The sequence below is a fragment of the Kaistia sp. SLG-1 genome, assembly GCF_059699055.1.
On record NZ_AP048544.1, the window covers coordinates 1,393,145 to 1,411,957 of the forward strand.

Genomic DNA, 18,813 nt, shown 5'->3' on the forward strand with positions numbered 1-18,813 from the left:
GCGGCAGGCGGGGAATTAGACCTTCGAGAGCTTCCGTTCGGGATCGAAGAACGGCATCGGCACGACGGTCGCGTCGAGCCTGCGATCCTCCGCCACCACGTGGAGCGCGGTGCCGTGCCGGGTCGCCGGCGTCTCCAGGAAGGCGATCGCGATGGGGTGGCCGAGTTCGTGCGAGTACGACGCGGAGGTGACATAGCCGACATCGCGTCCGTCCAGCGTCACGCGATCGCCGTCGATCGGGATTTCCGGCCCGGTGAGGGTCAGGCCGGCAAGCTGGGTTGCCGGCTGCTCCTTCTTGGCGCGGATCAGCAGGTCCCTGGCGCGGTAGTCGCCCTTCGTCTCGCTGATCATCCAGCCGAGGCCGACCTGGGCCGGGTTGTGCTGCCAGTCGAAGTCATGGCCGAAATTGAGGATCGACGCCTCCATCCGGCGCAGGTTCAGCGCGCGGCTGCCGGCGAGCTTTACGCCGGCGGGACGGCTATGGTCCCAGAGATCGGCGAAGAACTTCGCACCGTGCTCGACGGGGACGTAGATGTCGTAGCCGAGCTCCGCCGTGTAGCCGGTGCGGGAAATGACGACCGGCGCGCCGCAGACTTCCGTCTCCACCGACCAGTAGAAGGGAAGCGCGGAGAGATCGGCGGCGGTGACCTTCTGCAGGATCTCGCGCGATTTCGGGCCCTGGATGCTGGCGACGTGGATCGTGTCGAGATGGCTGGTGATCGTCACGCGCTTTCCCTGCGCGTTGGCATAGATCCAGAACTCGGAATTGCCGGGACCGCCGATCCACCAGAACTTCTCGGCCGAGAAACGGACGAGCACCGCGTCCTCGACGATGCCGCCGAAGTCGTAGCACATGATGGCGTAGTAGCACTGGCCGTCCTTCATGCGCGTCAGGTCGCGCGGGACGAGGCTGTCCATCAGCGCCAGCGCATCCGGGCCGGCGATCTCGATGATCTCCTCGCCGGTGACGTCCCAGAGCCCGGCCACCTTCCGGCAGGCCCAGTATTCCTCGACCGCGTCGGTGAACTGGTCCGGCTTCAGATAGGTGTTGTGCAGCTTGAAGTCCGTCGCGATGGCGCCGATCGTCGGATAGAAGGCCGTCCGCTTCAGGCCCGACCGCGACCGCATGCCGGTGCGCGCATAGGGAGGCGCGCCGGTTATGCAGGCGAACTCTGTGCGCTTGAAGGGCCTGTTTCTCTCGATATCCATCAGGGTCTCCGTTGGGGCGGCGGCGTGGTCGCGGAAAGGTCGGCGCCGATCCGCGGCACGGCATTGAGCAATTGGGCTGTATAGGGGCTGGAGGGCGCGCGGAGCGTCGTCTCCGTGTCGCCGATCTCGCAGAAGGCGCCGCCGTTCAGCACGCCGATCTCCTGGGCGAACCAGCGGACGACCGCGAGGTCGTGCGAAATGAACAGGTAGGTGAGGCCGCGCTCCCGCTGCAGCGTCTCCAGAAGCTCCAGAATGGAGGCCTGCACGGAGACGTCGAGGGCGGAGAGGATCTCGTCGCAGATGATCAAATCCGGATCGGCCGCCAGCGCCCGGGCGATGGCGACGCGCTGTCGCTCGCCGCCGGAGAGCTGGTGCGGACGGCGATCCGCATAGGCGGGATCGAGCCGAACCGCGTCAAGCAACTCGGCGACGCGCGCCTCTCGCGCCTTGGCGTCGAGCGTGCCGAACATCCGGAGCGGCCGCGCGAGGATGCTGCGCACGGTCTTGCGCGGATTGAGCGAGCTGTCGGGGTTCTGGAAGATGATCTGGATCTTCTGGCGCTGCAGCACGGGCCGCCGCTGCGCCAGCGCCGCCACCGGCGCGCCGCCGAAGCGGATGGTGCCGAGGCGGGGGCGCGACAGCCCCGCCACCGCGCGGGCGATGCTCGACTTGCCGCTGCCGCTCTCGCCGATCAGCGCGAAGGTCCTGCCGCGCGCCACGCTGAAGCTCACGCCCTTCACGGTGTCGGAGCCGGGCGGATATTTGCCGAGCCCGAGCAGGCGCCGGTTGGCGTAGCAGATCGAGAGGTTCTCGACTTCGAGCAGGGGTTTCGCCGAGCCGGTCTCGGCCGGGGGAGTGGCGGGTCGGTTGGGCGGCGGCACGTCGATGCGCGGGATCGCCGCGATCAGCCGGCGCGTATAGTCGTGCGCCGGACGTTCGAACAGCGCCGTGGCATCGGCTTCCTCGACCAGCTTGCCTCTCTGCATGACGGCGACCCGCTCGCAGATCTGCGACAGCGAGGCGAGGTCATGGCTCACATAGAGCATCGAGACGCCGGTCTCGCGCTTCAGGTTCGCGAGGAGCTCGAGGATGCGCTTCTGCGTCGTCACGTCGAGCCCGGTGGTCGGCTCGTCCAGGATGATCAGGTCGGGCCGGCAGGCGAGGGCGATCGCGATGGCGACGCGCTGCTGCTGGCCGCCCGATAGCTCGTGCGGATAGCGGCGCGCGGCCTGGGCCGGCTGCGGGATGCCGACCTGCTCCAGAAGCTCCACGACGCGCGCGGAAACGCCCTGCGGCGCGGCGACGGAATGGTAGGTCAGCATCTCGCCGATCTGGCGGCCGACTCGCATCGACGGCGTCAGGCTCGCCATCGGGTTCTGCGGCACGAAGCCGATCGAGCGTCCGCGCAGCGCGAGCAGCTCGGGCTGCGGCAATTCGAAGACGTCGCGGCCGCGAAACAACACCTGGCCGCCGCCGATCCGGCTCGCGCCGCGCTTTTCGCCCATCAGGCAGTAGGCGACGGTGGTCTTGCCGCTGCCCGACTCGCCGGCAAGGCCGAGGGCCTCGCCGCTGGCGATTTCGAGCGAGACGTCGTCGACGGCGCGCGTCCAGCCGTCCCCGCCGAAATAGTCGACGGAGAGGTTCTTCAGCTGCGCGACGGGTTGCGGTGAAGCGGTCACTTCGCCCCCGATGTGCGATGGCCGGGATGGTCGAGCCGCCGCGACAGCCCATCCGCGAAGAGGTTGATACCGATGATGAGGACCGCCATGACGGCCGCCGGCGCCAGGACCGGCCACAGCGAATTGGTGGCGTTGGCGCGCGCCTCGTTGATCATCAGGCCCCATTCCGGCGTCGGCGGCGGCGCGCCAAAGCCGAGGAAGCCGAGCGAGCCGATGAAGATGATGGCGAAGGCGGAGCGGATCGCGAATTCCACCAGCAGCACGCCGAGGATGTTGGGCAGGATCTCGTGCAGGCAGATGCTGAGTGTGGTCTCGCCGCGCGCCCGCGCCGCCGCGACATAATCGTGGGTCGAGACGTTGAGCGTCGCCGCCCGCGCGACGCGGGCGACGCGCGGCACGAACAGGAACGCGACGGTCAGCACGACCAGCCACAGGCTGTTGCCGAGGGCGCTGATGATGAGCAGCGCCAGCACCAGCGTCGGGATGCTGATCAGGATGTCGATGATCCGCATGCCGAGTTCGTCGATCCAGCCCCGGATATAGCCGAGCACGATGCCGATGAGGCCGCCGATCGCGAGCGCCAGGAAGGTCGCGGCGAAGGTCATGGTCAGCACGGAGCGTGTGCCGAGCACGACCCGGCTGAAGACGTCGCGGCCGAGATTGTCGGTGCCGAAGAGGTGCTGCAGCGAGCCGCCTTCGAAGGGATTTCCGGTCAGGATCGCGGCGGCGCCATAGGGCGCCCAGAGCGGGCCGGTCAGCGCCACGCCGATATAGACGAGGATGATGGCAGCACCCACCCAGCCGCTCGCCGACAGGCCGCGCGTCGCGCGGCGAATGCCTCGCCGCCATGACCCGATGCTGGCTTCGGAAAGGGTCATGTTATCGGAGCTTCGGATTGAACAGGATGATGAGGAGATCGGCGACGAGGTTGGTCGCGATATAGGCGCCGGTCATGATCATGCTGATGGCGAGGATGACGGGAATGTCCTTGTGGCCGATCGAATCCACCATCAGCCGGCCGATGCCGGGGAATTCGAACACGGCCTCGACGACCACGACGCCGCCGATCATCCAGGCGACGTTGAGGGCGGTGATGTTGATCGCGGGGCCGAGCGCGTTGGGCAGGGCGTGGAAGAGCAGCACGCGCCAGGCGGGCATGCCCTTCAGCCGCGCCATCAGGACATAGCTGGAATCGAGCACTTCGATGAGGCTCTCGCGCATCATGCGAACCGCATAGGCGGACATCGCGGCGACGAGCGTGATCGTCGGCAGGGCGATCAGCTGCAGCAGCTCGCCGAAGCTCTTCGCCTGGCCGATCAGCGCGAGCGGCGGCAGCCAGGAAAGCTTGATGGCGAAGACCGAGATCAGCAGCAGCCCGATGACGAACTCCGGCAGGCACATGAAGACGAGCACCATGCCCGAAATGAGATGGTCCGCCATCCGGCCCCGGTTGATCGCCGTGATCACGCCAAGCGTGATGGAGATCGGGATGTAGAGAAGCAGCGCGAAGCCCGACAAGATCGCCGTGTTGGCGACGCGCGACGCGATGTAGCCGAGTACCGGCCGGTCGGCGGCGATCGAGGTGCCGAAGTCGCCGCGCAGGAGGCTCGACAGCCACTGCCAGTAGCGCTCGGGGGCGGACAAATGCAGGTGAAGCTGGTCGCGCAGCAGCGCCAGGGTCTCGGGCGTCGCATTGCGGCCGAGAATGCGCGCGGCGGCGTCGCCGGGCAGCATCTCGACCAGCCAGAAGTTGATCGCCGACACGGCGAGAAGGCTGATCAAAGCCATCCCGATCCGTGTCAGCACTGTCCTCGATATCGACAAGGGTCAGCCGATCTCGACCTGGGAGAAGTCCTTGGTGGACTGCTGCGGATGCGACTTCCAGCCGGTGACGTTGGCGCGCGTCGCCGAAAGCGCGTCCGGGAACATCGAGATGATGGCGCCGCCGTCGTCGCGCAGCAATTGCTGGGCCTGCTGGTAGAGCTTGGTGCGCTCGGCCACGTCCGTCGCCGCGCGCGCCTTCTCGATGAAGGCATCGAATTCGGGACGCTTCCAGTGCGTCTCGTTCCACTCCGAGGTCGACAGATACGGCGCCGCGAGGGCGTCGTCGGCGCCGCGGCCCGACCACGACGAGCAGATGAAGGGCTGCTTCAGCCACACCGCGTTCCAGTAATCGTTCGCGGGCGCCTTGTTCAGCTTGACGCGAATGCCGGCCTCGGACGCCATGGCCTGGTAGAGCGTCGCCATCTCGATGAAGCCAGGCACCGTCTCGGAGGTGAACAGCTCGATGTCGATGCCGTCCGGATGGCCGGCTTCGGCGAGCAGGGCCTTGGCCTTCTCTACGTCCCGCTCGCGGGGCTTGGCCTCGAGGCCATACTTGACCCACGGCGCCACCGGATTGTCGTCGCCGATATTGCCGTAGCCGCGGAGCACCAGCTGCAGCATCTGCTCGCGGTTGACGACATATTTCATCGCCTGGCGGACGCGGACATCGTCGAAGGGCGGCGTGTCGGTCCGGGTGCTCAGCGTCAGCACGAAGGGAGCGCGGGTGCGCACCACCTTGACGTCGGGGTTCTGTTGCAGCCCGGCGACGCCGGCGCGGCCGAGATCCCAGACGAGGTCGATCTGGCCGGATTCGATCGCCGCGATGCGGGCGGATTCCTCGGGGATCGAGCGGAGCTCGACGACGTCCACCTTGGGCAGGCCCGGACGCCAGTAGTTCTCGTTCTTGACGTAGGTGCTGACGTCCTCGCCGGGAACGAAGTGCTGGACCTTGAACGGACCCGTGCCGATCGCCGCCGTGCGGAGCTCGGATTCCGGCTGGCCCTCGCGCAGGATGTAGGTGAAGCGGTTGGCGATGAGCTCGGGGAACTCGACGGTCGGCTTCTTGAGCTTGAAGCGAACGGTGAGATCGTCGGGCGCGGTGATCGCGGCGGGATCGATCGTCGCCAGCGCGGCGGCGGCCGGCGAGGCGGTCTTCGGATCGAGCAGGCGCTTGAAGCTGTAGATCACATGCTTGGCAGTCAGCGGCTCGCCGTCGTGGAACTTGACGCCCTCGTGCAGCTTGAACGTCCACTCGTCACCGGTGGCGTTCGATTCCCAGGACTTGGCGAGCTGCGGGACGGCGGCGAAGGTTTCGTCCAGCACCACGAGGCGCTCAAGCACGAGGCTAGTGCGGGCGGCATCCGGATCGATGCTGCTCTTCGCGGGGTCGAGCGTGCCGGTGGCGTTGTCCGCCTCGCCTGCCGCGATCCGGAGCGTCTTGGTCTGCGCCCAGGCCTTCGGGACCGGAATGACCGCGGAGAGGGGCGCGGCGGCCAAAGCGGCCATGGCGCCCGTCATCAACCGGCGGCGAGAGATCCGGAGAACGTCTTTCCCGTGCATGCAACCCCCTAATAAGCTCGCGACCCTGGCCGCGCGACTGGCGTGATCTCTCGGTGCAGCATCGATGGGATCGTTGCCGGCGCTTTGCCGGCGTATCTCCCGCATCCCGATGCTAGCCAGTAATCTCACTATTTGGAATACTGTCTTTCATATTGATACGATCGGATGGCGCCCGCTGTTAAGCCAATCCGTCCTCAACCACACGCCGCCCCAAAACGGAATTGCTCCGCTTGGCGGTTGACGTGGCAAATCCGACCAAATGCTCATTTGGCCAAGGATTTCCGTCGCCGCCAGGCGCGTCCGCCTGTAGTTTTCGCGGCCTGGATATCGTGGGGAGCGCTCGGAAAGCGGCATGACGATCGAGGCCTTCGCGGATCTGCTGCCCGTCCCGGCATCCGGCAACGGCCGGTTGGCCGCTTTCTTCGACGGGGAAACCCTCGACATCGAGATCGAGGCCGATCCCGGGATCGGGGCGTTTCAATGGTTCCATTTTTGCGTCTCCGCCGCATCCGTCCGGCGCATCTGCATCGTCAATGCCGCCCGGTCGAGCTATCCGCGCGGCTGGGACGACGCCGTCGTCTGGGCCCAGCCCGCCGGCGAGACCTGGCGGCCGATCCGCGCCCGCTATTTTGACGCCCAACTCTCCTTTCCGCATGTCGCGCCGGGGCGCGAGGTCACCTACGCCCTGTTCCCGCCCTTCGGGCTGGATCGTCTGACACGAATGGGGCAGCGCGTGGGCGCGAGCCGCCTCAGTGAGGTCGTGTCCGAGGACGAACGGTCGGGGCGGGCGACGCGGCTGGTGATCGGCGACCCCGACCCTGCCGCGCGGCAGGTCTGGGTCGTCTGCGGCCAGCACGGCAACGAGCATCCGGCGCTCTGGTTCGCCGAGGGCCTCGTCGAGGCCCTGCTGGAAGCGGATCGCCTTCCCGCGGGGCGGCGATTTCACGTCGTCCCGGTCGCCAATCCCGGCGGCATGCGGCGCGGGCATCTCCGCGCCAATCCGCAAGGCCAGGATCCCAACCGCCATTGGGGCGGGCAGGGGGATCCGTGCCCGGAAGTCGCTACCTTGCTGCAGGCGATGGACGGGATCGGCGTCGACGTCCTGCTCGATGTCCATACCGATTTCGAGATCGGCTATGTCTATCTCGATGTTCTGGATGCGTGGCTCGGGACCGCGGAGCCGCTCTCCCGACGGCGGGAACGGTTCGAGCGCGGCCTCGCCGGGCGCTCCGGCGATGTCGCCTTCGGCCGGCGCTATCCGTGGCCCGAGCCGCCGAGCCCCGATCTCCTCGCCGGTATGTGCGCGCCGGCGGTCGAGCGCCGCTTCGGGGCGACGGCCATGACGCTGGAATTGCCGATCGGCGCCTATCGCGACGCATCGGGGGCTTCCGGAATATGGACTCCTGAGCATTCTTTAGCGCTCGGCCGGGCGGCGGCCGCCACGCCGCTGGGGCTCTAGTCGCGGCGGGAGAGCGCTTCGTGTTTGTTGCATATTCTGGAAGTCAGTTGCGGTATTCGGAATAATCTGCATTTGTCGCCGCCGGTCCGGAGCCTCTCCGGACGCCGAATCCGGCGCATTCAATTCAAGAAGGAGCGGAACATGGCTCGGTTCCAGGACAAGGTCGCCATCGTTTCCGGCGGCGCGGATGGCATGGGGGCCGCCTGCGTGCGCCAGCTGGCGGCCGAGGGCGCCATCGTTTTCGCGCTCGACGTCAAGGCGGATGTCGCGCGCGACCTGGCGGACGAGCTGGCCGCTTCGGGCGCCCGCGTGCAGGCGATCGAGGCCGACGTGCTGGACGAAGACCAGTTCCGCGCCGCCCTCAAGGCCGCGATGGATCAGGTGGGTCGCGTTGACGTGCTGATCAATGTCGCCGGCGGCAGCGCGGCCGGCCTCGTCGCCGATATCGATCTCGCCGTCTGGGATCGCCTCTACCGGCTGAACGTCCGCAGTACGCTCGTCGCCTGCCAGGAAGTGCTGCCGGTGATGCGGCGGACCGGCGGTAGCATCGTCAACATGGCCTCGATCTCCGGCCTGCGCGGCGATCCCGGCTGGGCCGCCTACAACTCGGCCAAGGCCAGCATCCTCTCGCTGACGCAGTCGCTGGCCTGGGAAGAGGGGCTGAACGGCATCCGCGTCAACGCGATCTGCCCGGGCCCGGTCGCCTCGAAGCGGATGCTGGCGACGCTGCCGCCCGAGGCTTTCGAGGCCTATGACCAGGCCTGCGCGATCGGCCGGATGGGGACGGCGGAGGAACTCGCCGAGGCCATCCTGTTCCTCGCCTCGGACCAGGCGTCCTTCATCACCGGCGCCTCGCTCGTCGCCGATGGCGGGCTGACGGCCAGCACCGGCCAGCCGACCGATTTCGACGATGTGCGGCGCGAGGTGTTCGAGCGCCGGCGTCGTGAGCGCTCGGCCTGAGCGGACAAGAAATGAGACAGGCTGGAATGGATAATCTCGAATTCGATATCGTCGTGGTCGGTGGCGGTGGCGCCGGCGCCGTGCTCGCCCGGACGCTCGCCGACCAGACGAGCGCCAGCATCGCCCTGCTCGAGATCGGGCCGAGCGACGCGGGGCGCGAGGAAGTGCTCGATTTCCGGCGCTACCGCGAGGTGCCCGCCGGCCCGCTCGGGACGCGGATCCCGATCGTGCCACCGGCGCGCGGCAACGGACGCTTCAGCTATCCGATCAGCCGCGTGCTGGGCGGATCGACCTCGCAGAACACCTGCATCTGGTTCCGCCCGCCTGCGACCGATTTCGACGACTGGGTCGCGGCCGGTGCTTCCGGCTGGGACGCCGAGACGGTCTTCCAGCATTTCGAGGCGCTCGAGGCGAAGATCCGCATCGAGACGCACGCGACCCATGGCGATTTCCGCCGCGTCCTGTTCGACGCGGCCGAGCAGTCGGGCTTCCCGCGCATCGATTTCAGCGAGCCATTCGACGCCGGCATGGGCGAGTACCGGATGAGCAAGTCCGGCGCGAACCGGCAGTCGACCTCCGTGGTGTTCCTGCAGCCGCCGTCGTCTTTGCCTTCGAACCTCACCGTCCTCACCGAGACGGCGGTGACGCGCCTCGTCTTCGGCGCTGACAACCGGGTGGTGGGCGTCGAGACCAGCCGTGGCGTCATCCGGGCGCGGCGCGAGGTCGTGCTCTCGGCCGGTGCGCTGGAGACGCCGAAGCTCCTGATGCATTCCGGCATCGGCGAGGCGGCGCAGCTCCAGCAATTCGGCATCGAGGTGCGGCAGGATCTTCCCGGCGTCGGGCGCCATCTGCTCGACCATCCGGCGGCCTGCGTGAACATCGCGGCGACGCGGAGCCTGCCGCAGGACGATCTCTGGAACTATGCCGGCGTGCTGTTCGAGCGGGTCGAGCCGGACGCGCCCTGGCCCGACATCGAGATCCAGCTCGGCCCGGAGCTGTTCGAGCAGCAGACGGCGCCGGCCGGCTACCCGTCCGCGCCTTTCGGCTTTGCCGCCTATTTCACCGTCAACCGCGCGAAGAGCGAGGGCAGCGTGCGGCTCGCGTCGCCGGATCCTTCCCAGCATCTCACCGTCGATCCCGCCTATTTCAGCGATCCCGACGGCTACGACATGCGCATTATGCTGGGCGGCGTCAAAGCCGCGCGACGGCTCTTCGCGACGCCGGCCATGGCCGGCTGGGTGGGCGAGGAACTCGCGCCCGGCGCGAATTGCCGGGACGACGAGGCGATCGCCAATTTCGTGCGCGAGACGGTGACGACCGGCTATCATCCCGGCGGCACCTGCAAGATGGGCGATCGGAACGACCCGCTGGTTGTGGTCGATCCGGAACTCCGCGTCCTCGGCGTGCAGGGCCTCCGCGTCGCCGACGCCTCGATCATGCCGACCATGGTCAGCGTCAACATCGCGCCGACCTGCATGATGATCGGCCACCGCGCCGCCACGCTGATCGCGCGCTCGCTCGCCTGATCGGAAAGGGCCGGCCCGTCGGGGCCGGCCCTCGAAAGATCCTAGCGCTCGTAGAACTTGTTCAGCCGGGCGCTGATGACGACCTCGTTCAGGCAGACCGAATCCGGCTGCGTGGCGATGAAGAGGGCGAGCGACGCGAGGTCCGCCGGCTGCAGCATCTCGGCCCGCTCCTGCGCCGACGGCGGCACCGGCCGCTTGTCGAGGATCGGCGTCGCCACTTCCGCCGGCAGGATGACCGTCGAGCGGATGCCGTTCTTGTATTCTTCCATGTTGATGCTCTGGCTCATCGCCACCACCGCATGCTTCGCCGCCGTGTAGACGGGGCCGCTGACGGGGTGGATGAACTTGCCGGCCCAGGACGCGACATGGATCAGCTGCCCCTGTTGCGCCTTGCGCATCGGGTGCATCGCGGCGCTGGCGCAATAGAACGCTGCCGACAGATTGCTGTGGATCAGCGTGTCGATGCTAGCCGGCGTCAGGTCCTTCCAGGCGCGCTCGACGATGTTGCCGCCGGCATTGTTGACGAGGAGGTCGAGCCGCCCGAAGCGTTCCTCGATCTCGGCGACGATCGCGCCGGCCGTCTCCGGCTGCGTCAGGTCGCCGGAACGGGCGAGGCTCGTGCCACCATTCTCGGCGATCAGCTTCGCCGTCTGCTCAAGGGCTTCCTGCCGCCGTCCGGTCAGGACGACGGTGCAGCCGGCTCCCGCCAGCGCGGTCGCGACCGCCTGTCCGATCCCGCTGCCGGCGCCGGTGATCCAGGCGACTTTTCCAACCAGGCTGTTCATGCTCTTTCGTCCTTCCAGATGAACGTCGCTGATAGCGAAGGAACGGGCGGAAGAGCAAGGGCGTCGGGCGACGACCGGAAAATCAGCGGTGGTCGACGCGGCGGGTGACGAGGTCGCCGACCCACTGCATGCCGCAGACGAGCACGATCAGCACGGCGACGACCGCGACCATCACGCCGGTCTCGAAGCGCTGGTAGCCGTAGCGGATCGCGAGATCGCCGAGGCCGCCGGCGCCGACGGCGCCAGCCATGGCCGAGGCGCCGATCAGTGTCACCAGCGTCACCGTGAAGCCGGCGGTCAGGCCCGGCAGCGATTCCGGCACGATGACCTCGCGGATGATCGTCCAGCGGCTCGCCCCGATCGAACGGGCCGCCTCGATCAGGCCGCGGTCGACCTCGCGCAGCGAGACCGCCGCCATCCGCGCGTAGTAGGGGATGGCGGCGATCGACAGCGGCACGATGGCCGCCGTGGTGCCGATCGAGGTGCCGACGATCAGGCGCGTGAGCGGGATCAGCGCCACCAGCAGGATGATGAAGGGGATCGAGCGGAAGGCGTTGACGAGGCCGCCGAGTACGAGGTTGACGGGCCGGCTTTCGAACAGGCCGCCCTTGTCGGTGGCGATCAGGATGATGCCGAGCGGCAGGCCGATGACGAGCGAGATCAGCCCCGAAGCCGCGGTCATGATCACGGTTTCGACGATCGAGCGAAGCAGGAGATTAAGCAGGATCGGTGACATAGCCGAGCACTTCCAGTCCGGAGACCTTGCCGTCGAAATGGTGGAGGATGCGGTCGCGGTCGCCGGGGCCGATCAGGGGCACGGCGACGAACAGCGTGCCCAGCGGCTGGTCGCGGACATGGTCGATGCCGCCATGCAGGAGGCGCGGCAGCAGCCCGAGCTCGGCCGCCGCCTCGGCGAGCAGCGGACGGCGCGCCGCCTCGCCCGCGACGTCGAGCCGAAGCACGATCTCGGCGCCGCCGGAAAGGTCGATCTGGGCGGCGATATGGGCGGGGAGGCTCGGACGCAGGCTGCGGAGCAGGCTCTTCGTCGTCTCCGAGCGCGGCGCGGCGAAAACCTCCGCGACGGCGCCTTCCTCGACGATCTTACCGTGGTCGAGCACGATGACCCGGTCGGCGATCGCGCGGATCACTTCCATCTCGTGGGTGATGAGAACGATCGTCAGGCCGAGGCGGCGGTTGATCTCGCGCAGGAGCTCCAGGATCGAATGGGTCGTCTCCGGATCGAGTGCCGAGGTCGCCTCGTCGGAGAGCAGGAGAAGCGGCTTGGCGGCGAGCGCACGGGCGATGCCGACGCGCTGCTTCTGGCCGCCGGAAAGCTGGGCCGGATAGGCGTTTGCCTTGTCGCGGAGGCCGGTCAGCTCCAGGAGCTCGGCGACGCGGGCCTGACGCGCGGCGCGGGTCTCGCCAGCGATCTTGAGCGGGAAGCCGATATTGTCGGCGACGGTCTTCGCCGAGAGCAGGTTGAAATGCTGGAAGATCATGCCGATGCGCCGGCGAACCGGCTGCAGGGCCGTCTCGCTGAGCCGGGTGATGTCCTGCCCGTCGAATTCGACGGTGCCGTCATCGACCTTTTCGAGGCCGTTGATGCTGCGGATCAGCGTCGACTTGCCGGCGCCGCTTCGTCCGATGATGCCGAGGATCTCGCCCGGCTGGACGGCGAGCGAAATGTCGTCGAGCGCGGCGACGCCGCCGAAGCGGCGGCGGACATGGCGGAGGCGGACGACGGGGGGCGTCGCGGCGGCGACGTCGTCGAGAGGCGCATGCGCGCCGAGGGTGGGGAACGGTTTGTTCAAGGGCTCGAAGCTCGGATCCTTGCGGGCAAGGCTGGGTCGGGAAGGCCGGAATGCAAGCGGGGCGGCGCTGCCGGATCGGCGCGCCGCCCCGCTTGTCCGGTGCTTACCAGGCAGCCTGGCCGGTGCCCTTGTAGATGGTCACGATGCCGTCCTTGACGCGGTCGTTCTGGTAGGAGGCGACGAGATCCTTGACCCAGGCTTCGTCCTTGCGGTCGTTCTTCACGGCGATGAAGTTGTTGTAGGGATTGTCCTTCGCCGATTCCTGCGCGATCCGGTCGGTCTCCGGCTTCAGGCCGGACTTCAGCGCCCAGTCGGTGTTGACCACGGCGGCGTCGAGATCGTCGATCGAGCGGCCGACGATGCCGGCGTCGAGTTCCTTGATCTCGAGCTTCTTCGGATTTTCGACGATGTCGGCGGCGGTGGCGAGAATGCCGGTGCCGTCCTTCAGCTTGATCAGGCCCTCGGCCTGCAGCACGCGCAGCGCGCGGCCCTCGTTCGACGGATCGTTCGGCACGCCGATCACGGCGCCCTCGGCGATGTCGCCGACCGACTTGAACTTGCGCGAGTAGAGGCCGATCGGCCAGACGGCGGTGTAGCCGACCGGGGTGATGTGATAGCCCTGCGTCTTGATCTGGTTGTCGAGATAGGGCTTGTGCTGGAAGGCGTTGGCGTCGATCTCGCCGCGCTCCAGCGCCTCGTTCGGCTGGGTGTAATCGGAGAACACGACCGTCTCGATGGCGAGACCGTGCTTCTTGCCTTCCTCGACGACGATCCGCCAGAGATCCTCGTCCTCGCCGCCGATGATGCCGACCTTGATCGCCTTCTCCTCGGCGGCCTTGGCAGCGGACGGAGCGAACGAGACGCTGCCGAGCGAGAGCGCGACGGCGAGCGCGCCGAGCAGGGTGCGGCGCGTGGCCGGTGCGGCTTTGAGGCTGAACTTCATCTTGGGTCTCCTTGCGAGGGTCGGGCGATCCGCCGCCGTTTGGCCTGCAATCGCGGATGCCTAAATTCTCACCAGTCGACCGTGCTTTTTCGAGGGATCGGGTTGCCTCCATTCCTGCCGCGCGGGAAAAGCCGGCATGCCGGTGTGCGGTGCAGCGGAATTAAATGTCTCGACCCGCGCTTCCGGCTTCTCCAGTCGAGAAGCCGGCGACGCGCCCCGATCTACCGAAGCCGGGATTTCCACGCGCCCGCTTCGGGCCGGGGCACGCCGAGGTTTTCGCGCAATGTCGCCCCTTCATACTGCTCGCGGAACAGCCCGCGCCGCTGCAATTCCGGCACGACGTGCTCGGCGAACTGCTCGAAGGCCGCCGGCACATGGGCAGGCACGATCATGAAGCCGTCCGCCGCATGGCGGTCGAACCACTCCTCCATCCGGTCGGCGATCACGGTCGGCGTGCCGACGAGATCCCCCTCGGTGCGGGCGCCATACCATTTGCCCAATTGCCGGACGGTGAGCTTCTCGCGCGTCGCGACCTCCAGCACCTCGCGGTAGTGGCCATAGACGCCCTTGACGTCGAGCGGCGGCAGCGGCTTGTCGAGGTCGAACTGCGAGAGGTCGACGTCGATATGGTAGGAGAGGCGGGCGAGGCCGGCCTCGGCCGGCACCAGCTCCTCGAACTCGCGCTTCCGCGCCTCGGCCTCTTCCTCGGTCGCGCCGACGATCGGCGTCACCGCCGGCAGGATCTTGATGTGGTCGGGATCGCGGCCGTATTTCACCGCCAGCGACTTCACGTCGGCAAAGAAGGCGATGGCGGAATCGATAGAGGCGTGGCTGCAGAAGATCACGTCGGCCCAGCGCGCGGCGAAGTCGCGGCCGTCCGGCGACGAGCCGGCCTGGATGATGACGGGATAGCCTTGCGGCGAGCGCGGCAGGCTGAGCGGGCCCTGCACCTGGAAATGCCGGCCCTGGTGATCGATCGAGGCGACCTTGGCCGGATCGGCGAAATCGCCGCTCGCCTTGTCGAGCTTCAGCGCGCCGTCCTGCCAGCTGTCCCAGAGCTTGGCCGTGACTTCGAGGAACTCGTCGGCGCGCTGATAGCGCTCGGTTCGCCCGGGCAGCTTCTCATTGCCGAAATTGAGCGCCTCCGCGTCCTGGAACGAGGTGACGACGTTCCAGCCGGCGCGGCCGCTGGTCAGATGGTCGAGCGAGGAGAAGGTGCGCGCGGCGTTGAAGGGCTGCTGATAGCCGGTCGAGAGCGTCGCGCCGACGCCGAGATGCTCGGTCGCCGCCGCGATCTGCGCGATGACGGGGATCGGGTCCAGCCTCGGCGTGCCGACGCCGTAATGCACGTGGTTCTCGATGCTATTGCCGAAGCTTCTCGGGATGCCGAGGCTGTCGGCGAAGAAGACGAAGTCGAACCGCGCCGCTTCGAGGATGCGGCCGACCTTCTGGTAGAAGGCCGGCGAGAACCAGCCGGATTCCGCATCCGGATGGCGCCACGAGCCGACGCCGCCGGGGCCGGCGTTCATGAAGGCGGCGAGATGGATCTGTCCGGGGCGGGTACGGGGCATGATGATTCCGGGGGAGAGCAGGGGCAGGGAGGTATTTTACGAATGGGCCGGGAGCGGCACGCCGAGATGGCGCAGCAACTGGGCTTCGAGGGCGGCGAGATGGCCATCCTCCGGACTGCGCGGACCGCGGCCGGGGATCGCGACGGTCTCGGAGATCCGGCCGCCGTCGAGCACGATGACGCGGTCGGCGAGCCGGACCGCTTCGGCGACGTCATGCGTGACCATGACGACGGTCCAGCCATGGGCGCGCCAGAGCGTGCCGACGAGGTTCTGCATTTCGAGCTTGGTCAGCGCATCGAGTGCGCCGAATGGCTCGTCGAGCAGCAGCACCTCGGGCTGGCGGACGAGGGCGCGCGCCAGCGAGACCCGTTGCGCCTGGCCGCCGGAAAGGGTGAGGGGCCAAGAGGCGGCCTTGCCGGCGAGGCCGACCTCGCCGAGCGCGTCGGCGACGATGCGCGCCCGGTCCTTCGCCGGCAGTCCGAAGCCGACATTCTCCGCCACCTTCAGCCACGGCATCAGCCGCGCCTCCTGGAAGGCGACGGCGAGCCGGTCGGTGGACTGGAGCTTGCCCGACGAGGCCTGCTCCAGTCCGGCGATGATGCGCAGCAAGGTCGATTTGCCCGAGCCCGAGCGGCCGACGATGGCGATGAACTCGCCCTTCGGGATGACGAGATCGACGCGATCGAGAACTGGCACATCGTCGAAGGTCTTCGAGATGCGCTCAAGCCTGATTTCGGGCACGGCAGGGACTTTCGGTAATCAGACTACTTCGACAGGTCGACGACGTAGTTGGCGATGTCGGGCGCCTTCTCGATGAAGCCGAACTCGACATATTGCTGGCCGAGGCGGTTCAGATCGGCGACGGCGGCAGCGTCGAGCGGCAGGATCTTCGGCGTGTCGAAGCCGGCGACCACCTTGGCGAGCTCTTCCGAGGCGCCGAACTCGCGATAGGCGTCGGGGATCAACGCCGGGTTGGCGTGGGCGCGTGCGGCCTCCTCGACCAGTCCGTCATAGACGGCCTTCAGCGCCTCATGGTGCTTCTCGGCGAATTCGCGGCTGACGATGTGGATCGACCAGTTGGCGGTCGGCAGCTGGTCGGCGGTCACCAGCACCTTGGAGCCTTCCGTCGCGACGGCGTTGGCGAAGTTCTGGTCGTAGCTCGAGATCGCGGCGACCTGGCCGCTGGCGAAGGCGCTGGCGAAGCTCGACGTGTCCAGCGTGACCTTCTCGACCTTCGAGATGTCCAGCCCGGCTTCCTTGAAGGCGAGGTTGAGGACATAGTCGCCGGTCGCGCCGGGGTTATCGATGCCGACCTTCTTGCCATAGAGGTCCTTGAGAGAGGTGACGCCGGAGCCCGGCGCCGCGACGACGCCCTGACTGTTGCCCGAATACTTCTCCAGCGCGAACGCGACCCAGTCGCTGTTCTGCGCCGAGAGGTTGACGAAATAGCCCGTGCCCGTCGACGAGGCGTCGGCGCTGCCGGAGGTGACGGCGTTGTAGGCCGAGAACGGATCGAGCGGGCCGATGAACTCGGCCTTGGCGCCGACCTTGGCGAGTTCCTTCTCGAGGATGCCCGTGGTGCGGATGGTCGTCAGGTAGTTGGCGGTCGGCAAAAACGCCGCGCGAAACGTCACCGCGTCCTCGGCGAGCGCCACGCCGCCGGAGAAGAGCAGCCCGAGCGAGGCCGCGACGGCCGTGCGGCGGAGGCTGAAATTCGAATGGAACATCATGTCGTCCTTGGAGGGAGGGGAGGCAGGGAGGAGAAGTTGGACAGTCGATCGCGATCAGCGCCCGTCATAGCTGTTGCGCCAGGCGAGGAGCCGGCCTTCCAGCAGGCGGACCAGATAGTCCGTGAGGATGCCGAGCAGCGCGTAGATGACGATGCAGAGGAATACCTGGTCGGTGCGCACGAAGCGTTGCGCCTGCGCCAGAATGAAGCCGATGCCGGCATTGGCGTTGACGGTCTCGCTGGTGACGAGCGCGATCCAGGCGATGGCGAGCGAGAAGCGCAGGCCGGTCAGGATCGAGGGCAGCGCGCCGAGGAACAGGATCTTGGTGGCGATCAGGCGCCTCGGCACCCGGTAGACCAGCCCGACCTCGACCAGCTTGCTGTCGACATTGCGGACACCGGCGAAGGTGTTCAGGTAGATCGGCACCAGCACGCCGACGGCGATCAGCGACACCTTCATCCATTCGCCGATGCCGAAGGCGACGATGAAGAGCGGCACTAGCGCGTTGAACGGCACGGCGCGCAGCATCTGCAACGGCTTGTCGACCGCGATCTGGGCGACCCGGTAGTAACCGGCGAGCAGCCCGGCGGCGAGGCCGAGCGCGACGCCGAGCAGGGTGCCGGCCAGCACCCGGGCGAGGCTGGCGGCAAGCGCCTGCGGCAGCTTGCCGTTCAGCGTCAGTTCCCAGCCGGCGGCGACGACCTGCGCCGGCGAGGGAAGCGCCTTCGGTCCCACGAGGCCGATGGCCGACACGAACCACCAGACCAGCAGGATGGCGATCGGGCTGAGCCAGGGGAGCAGGAGGCCCCTAGCAAGGCTGGCTCTGCGTCCGCGCGGCGAAGGCCCGGCAAAGCCGGCCTGCCGCAACGTCTCGGTCTCGGCGCTCATGGGTTCGGTAATCGTCTCAGGCCGCGGGATCGAGCAGCGACAACTGATCCAGCAGCGCGACCGAGAACGAGCCGGTTCCCGGCGCGATCGCCGCGGCCCGCTCGGCGGCCACGGCGAGAACCGCATGGGCGGATACTGCTGCCTGAAGCCGGTCCGGCACAACCCCCGCAAACGCTGCCACTAGGGCTCCAAGACTGCATCCCGTGCCGGTCACGCGGGTGAGATTGACATGGCCGCCCGGCACCGAGACGACGGTTTCGCCATCGGTGATGTAGTCGGTCGGGCCACTGACGGCGACGATGCCGCCGGTCTTCTTCGCGAGGCTCTGCGCGAAGGGAATCGCTTCTTCCGGGCTGGCGGTCGAATCGACGCCCTTGGTGCCACCCTCGCCACCCGCGAGCGCGATCACCTCGCTGGCATTGCCGCGCACGACGCCGGGGCGCAGCGCCACCAGCTCGGCGGCGAGGCGGTCATTCGCGGTCGCGCCGGCGCCGACCGTCACCGGATCGAGCACCCAGGGCGTCTGCTTGGCCGAGGCGGCCTTTGCGACTGCCAGCAGGATTGCCGGATCGTCGGCCACCAGCGCGGCCAGGTTGATCCAGACGCCCTGCGCGATGCCGGCGAAATGCTCGGCCGCCGAGGGCATGCCGCCGATGGCGGGCGACGCGCCGACCGCGAGCAGCACGTTCGCGCTGAGGGGCGCGGCAATGTAGTTGGTGAGGCCGAAGACCAGCGGCGAAGCGGCGCGGACGGCGCGCAGGTCGGATGCGATGGCGGGGGCGGGCCAGGTCTGGGAGGTCATGGTTCTCGATCTCGAGCAGGCCTCCGACGATGGGCTCGGGAGGCGCGATGGGTTCTCCGGAAGCCG

General features: G+C 67.9%; 17 protein-coding genes. 3 read left to right on the forward strand and 14 right to left on the reverse strand.

The window, feature by feature from the left end; genetic code table 11:
• Nucleotides 1-15: 15 nt before the first annotated feature.
• Genes AC6HZP_RS06170 through AC6HZP_RS06190 form a run of 5 tightly spaced genes read right to left on the reverse strand, consistent with a single transcriptional unit; the run spans nucleotide 16 to nucleotide 6,218 of the window.
• Entirely contained in the window at nucleotides 16-1,209 is a 1,194-nt protein-coding gene (locus tag AC6HZP_RS06170; protein WP_497525823.1) for an aminomethyl transferase family protein, read from the reverse strand.
• Nucleotides 1,209-2,888: a dipeptide ABC transporter ATP-binding protein gene (locus AC6HZP_RS06175; RefSeq protein WP_497525824.1), complete on the reverse strand. Its 1,680-nt coding sequence runs from the start codon at nucleotides 2,886-2,888 to the stop codon at nucleotides 1,209-1,211. The genes AC6HZP_RS06170 and AC6HZP_RS06175 overlap by 1 nt, the downstream gene beginning before the upstream one ends.
• Nucleotides 2,885-3,766, reverse strand: a complete 882-nt coding sequence (locus AC6HZP_RS06180) for an ABC transporter permease (protein WP_201402758.1) — start codon at nucleotides 3,764-3,766, stop codon at nucleotides 2,885-2,887. Before AC6HZP_RS06180 ends, AC6HZP_RS06175 begins: the two co-directional genes overlap by 4 nt.
• Nucleotide 3,767: 1 nt before the next feature.
• Entirely contained in the window at nucleotides 3,768-4,694 is a 927-nt protein-coding gene (locus tag AC6HZP_RS06185; RefSeq protein ID WP_497525825.1) for an ABC transporter permease, read from the reverse strand.
• Nucleotides 4,695-4,715: 21 nt separating this feature from the next.
• Nucleotides 4,716-6,218: an ABC transporter substrate-binding protein gene (locus AC6HZP_RS06190; protein WP_497525826.1), complete on the reverse strand. Its 1,503-nt coding sequence runs from the start codon at nucleotides 6,216-6,218 to the stop codon at nucleotides 4,716-4,718.
• 406 nt (nucleotides 6,219-6,624) lie between these two features.
• On the opposite strand from AC6HZP_RS06190, the gene AC6HZP_RS06195 reads away from it, so the two are divergent.
• The 3 genes from AC6HZP_RS06195 to AC6HZP_RS06205 all read left to right on the forward strand — a co-directional run bounded on the left by AC6HZP_RS06195 (nucleotide 6,625) and on the right by AC6HZP_RS06205 (nucleotide 10,217).
• The gene (locus AC6HZP_RS06195; protein WP_497525827.1) at nucleotides 6,625-7,731 is read left to right on the forward strand and encodes a M14-type cytosolic carboxypeptidase; all 1,107 of its coding nucleotides are present in this window, start codon (nucleotides 6,625-6,627) and stop codon (nucleotides 7,729-7,731) included.
• Between the two features lie 141 nt (nucleotides 7,732-7,872).
• Complete coding sequence (locus AC6HZP_RS06200) at nucleotides 7,873-8,691, forward strand: SDR family NAD(P)-dependent oxidoreductase (protein WP_497525828.1); 819 nt, start codon at nucleotides 7,873-7,875, stop codon at nucleotides 8,689-8,691.
• 26 nt (nucleotides 8,692-8,717) lie between these two features.
• Nucleotides 8,718-10,217 (forward strand): GMC family oxidoreductase, encoded by a 1,500-nt coding sequence (locus AC6HZP_RS06205; protein WP_497525829.1) that lies wholly within the window; start codon nucleotides 8,718-8,720, stop codon nucleotides 10,215-10,217.
• A gap of 41 nt (nucleotides 10,218-10,258) precedes the next feature.
• On the opposite strand, the gene AC6HZP_RS06210 is transcribed toward AC6HZP_RS06205, so the two are convergent.
• The 9 genes from AC6HZP_RS06210 to thiM all read right to left on the reverse strand — a co-directional run bounded on the left by AC6HZP_RS06210 (nucleotide 10,259) and on the right by thiM (nucleotide 18,747).
• Nucleotides 10,259-11,002, reverse strand: a complete 744-nt coding sequence (locus tag AC6HZP_RS06210; RefSeq protein WP_497525830.1) for an SDR family oxidoreductase — start codon at nucleotides 11,000-11,002, stop codon at nucleotides 10,259-10,261.
• An 82-nt stretch (nucleotides 11,003-11,084) separates the two neighbouring features.
• On the reverse strand, nucleotides 11,085-11,738 hold the full coding sequence (locus tag AC6HZP_RS06215; RefSeq protein ID WP_201402765.1) for a methionine ABC transporter permease: 654 nt from the start codon (nucleotides 11,736-11,738) through the stop codon (nucleotides 11,085-11,087).
• Complete coding sequence (locus AC6HZP_RS06220; protein ID WP_497525831.1) at nucleotides 11,719-12,813, reverse strand: methionine ABC transporter ATP-binding protein; 1,095 nt, start codon at nucleotides 12,811-12,813, stop codon at nucleotides 11,719-11,721. Before AC6HZP_RS06220 ends, AC6HZP_RS06215 begins: the two co-directional genes overlap by 20 nt.
• Before the next feature lie 103 nt (nucleotides 12,814-12,916).
• Nucleotides 12,917-13,756 (reverse strand): MetQ/NlpA family ABC transporter substrate-binding protein, encoded by an 840-nt coding sequence (locus tag AC6HZP_RS06225; RefSeq protein ID WP_497525832.1) that lies wholly within the window; start codon nucleotides 13,754-13,756, stop codon nucleotides 12,917-12,919.
• A gap of 221 nt (nucleotides 13,757-13,977) precedes the next feature.
• Nucleotides 13,978-15,327, reverse strand: a complete 1,350-nt coding sequence (locus tag AC6HZP_RS06230) for an LLM class flavin-dependent oxidoreductase (RefSeq protein WP_497525833.1) — start codon at nucleotides 15,325-15,327, stop codon at nucleotides 13,978-13,980.
• 36 nt (nucleotides 15,328-15,363) lie between these two features.
• Nucleotides 15,364-16,068 carry an ABC transporter ATP-binding protein gene (locus AC6HZP_RS06235; RefSeq protein ID WP_497525834.1) on the reverse strand — a complete coding sequence of 235 codons (705 nt, stop codon included), beginning with the start codon at nucleotides 16,066-16,068 and terminating at the stop codon, nucleotides 15,364-15,366.
• A gap of 23 nt (nucleotides 16,069-16,091) precedes the next feature.
• Complete coding sequence (locus AC6HZP_RS06240) at nucleotides 16,092-17,057, reverse strand: ABC transporter substrate-binding protein (RefSeq protein WP_497525835.1); 966 nt, start codon at nucleotides 17,055-17,057, stop codon at nucleotides 16,092-16,094.
• A 54-nt stretch (nucleotides 17,058-17,111) separates the two neighbouring features.
• Entirely contained in the window at nucleotides 17,112-17,945 is an 834-nt protein-coding gene (locus tag AC6HZP_RS06245; RefSeq protein WP_497525836.1) for an ABC transporter permease, read from the reverse strand.
• A gap of 16 nt (nucleotides 17,946-17,961) precedes the next feature.
• Nucleotides 17,962-18,747: a hydroxyethylthiazole kinase gene (gene thiM, locus AC6HZP_RS06250; RefSeq protein ID WP_497525837.1), complete on the reverse strand. Its 786-nt coding sequence runs from the start codon at nucleotides 18,745-18,747 to the stop codon at nucleotides 17,962-17,964.
• Nucleotides 18,748-18,813: the final 66 nt, after the last annotated feature.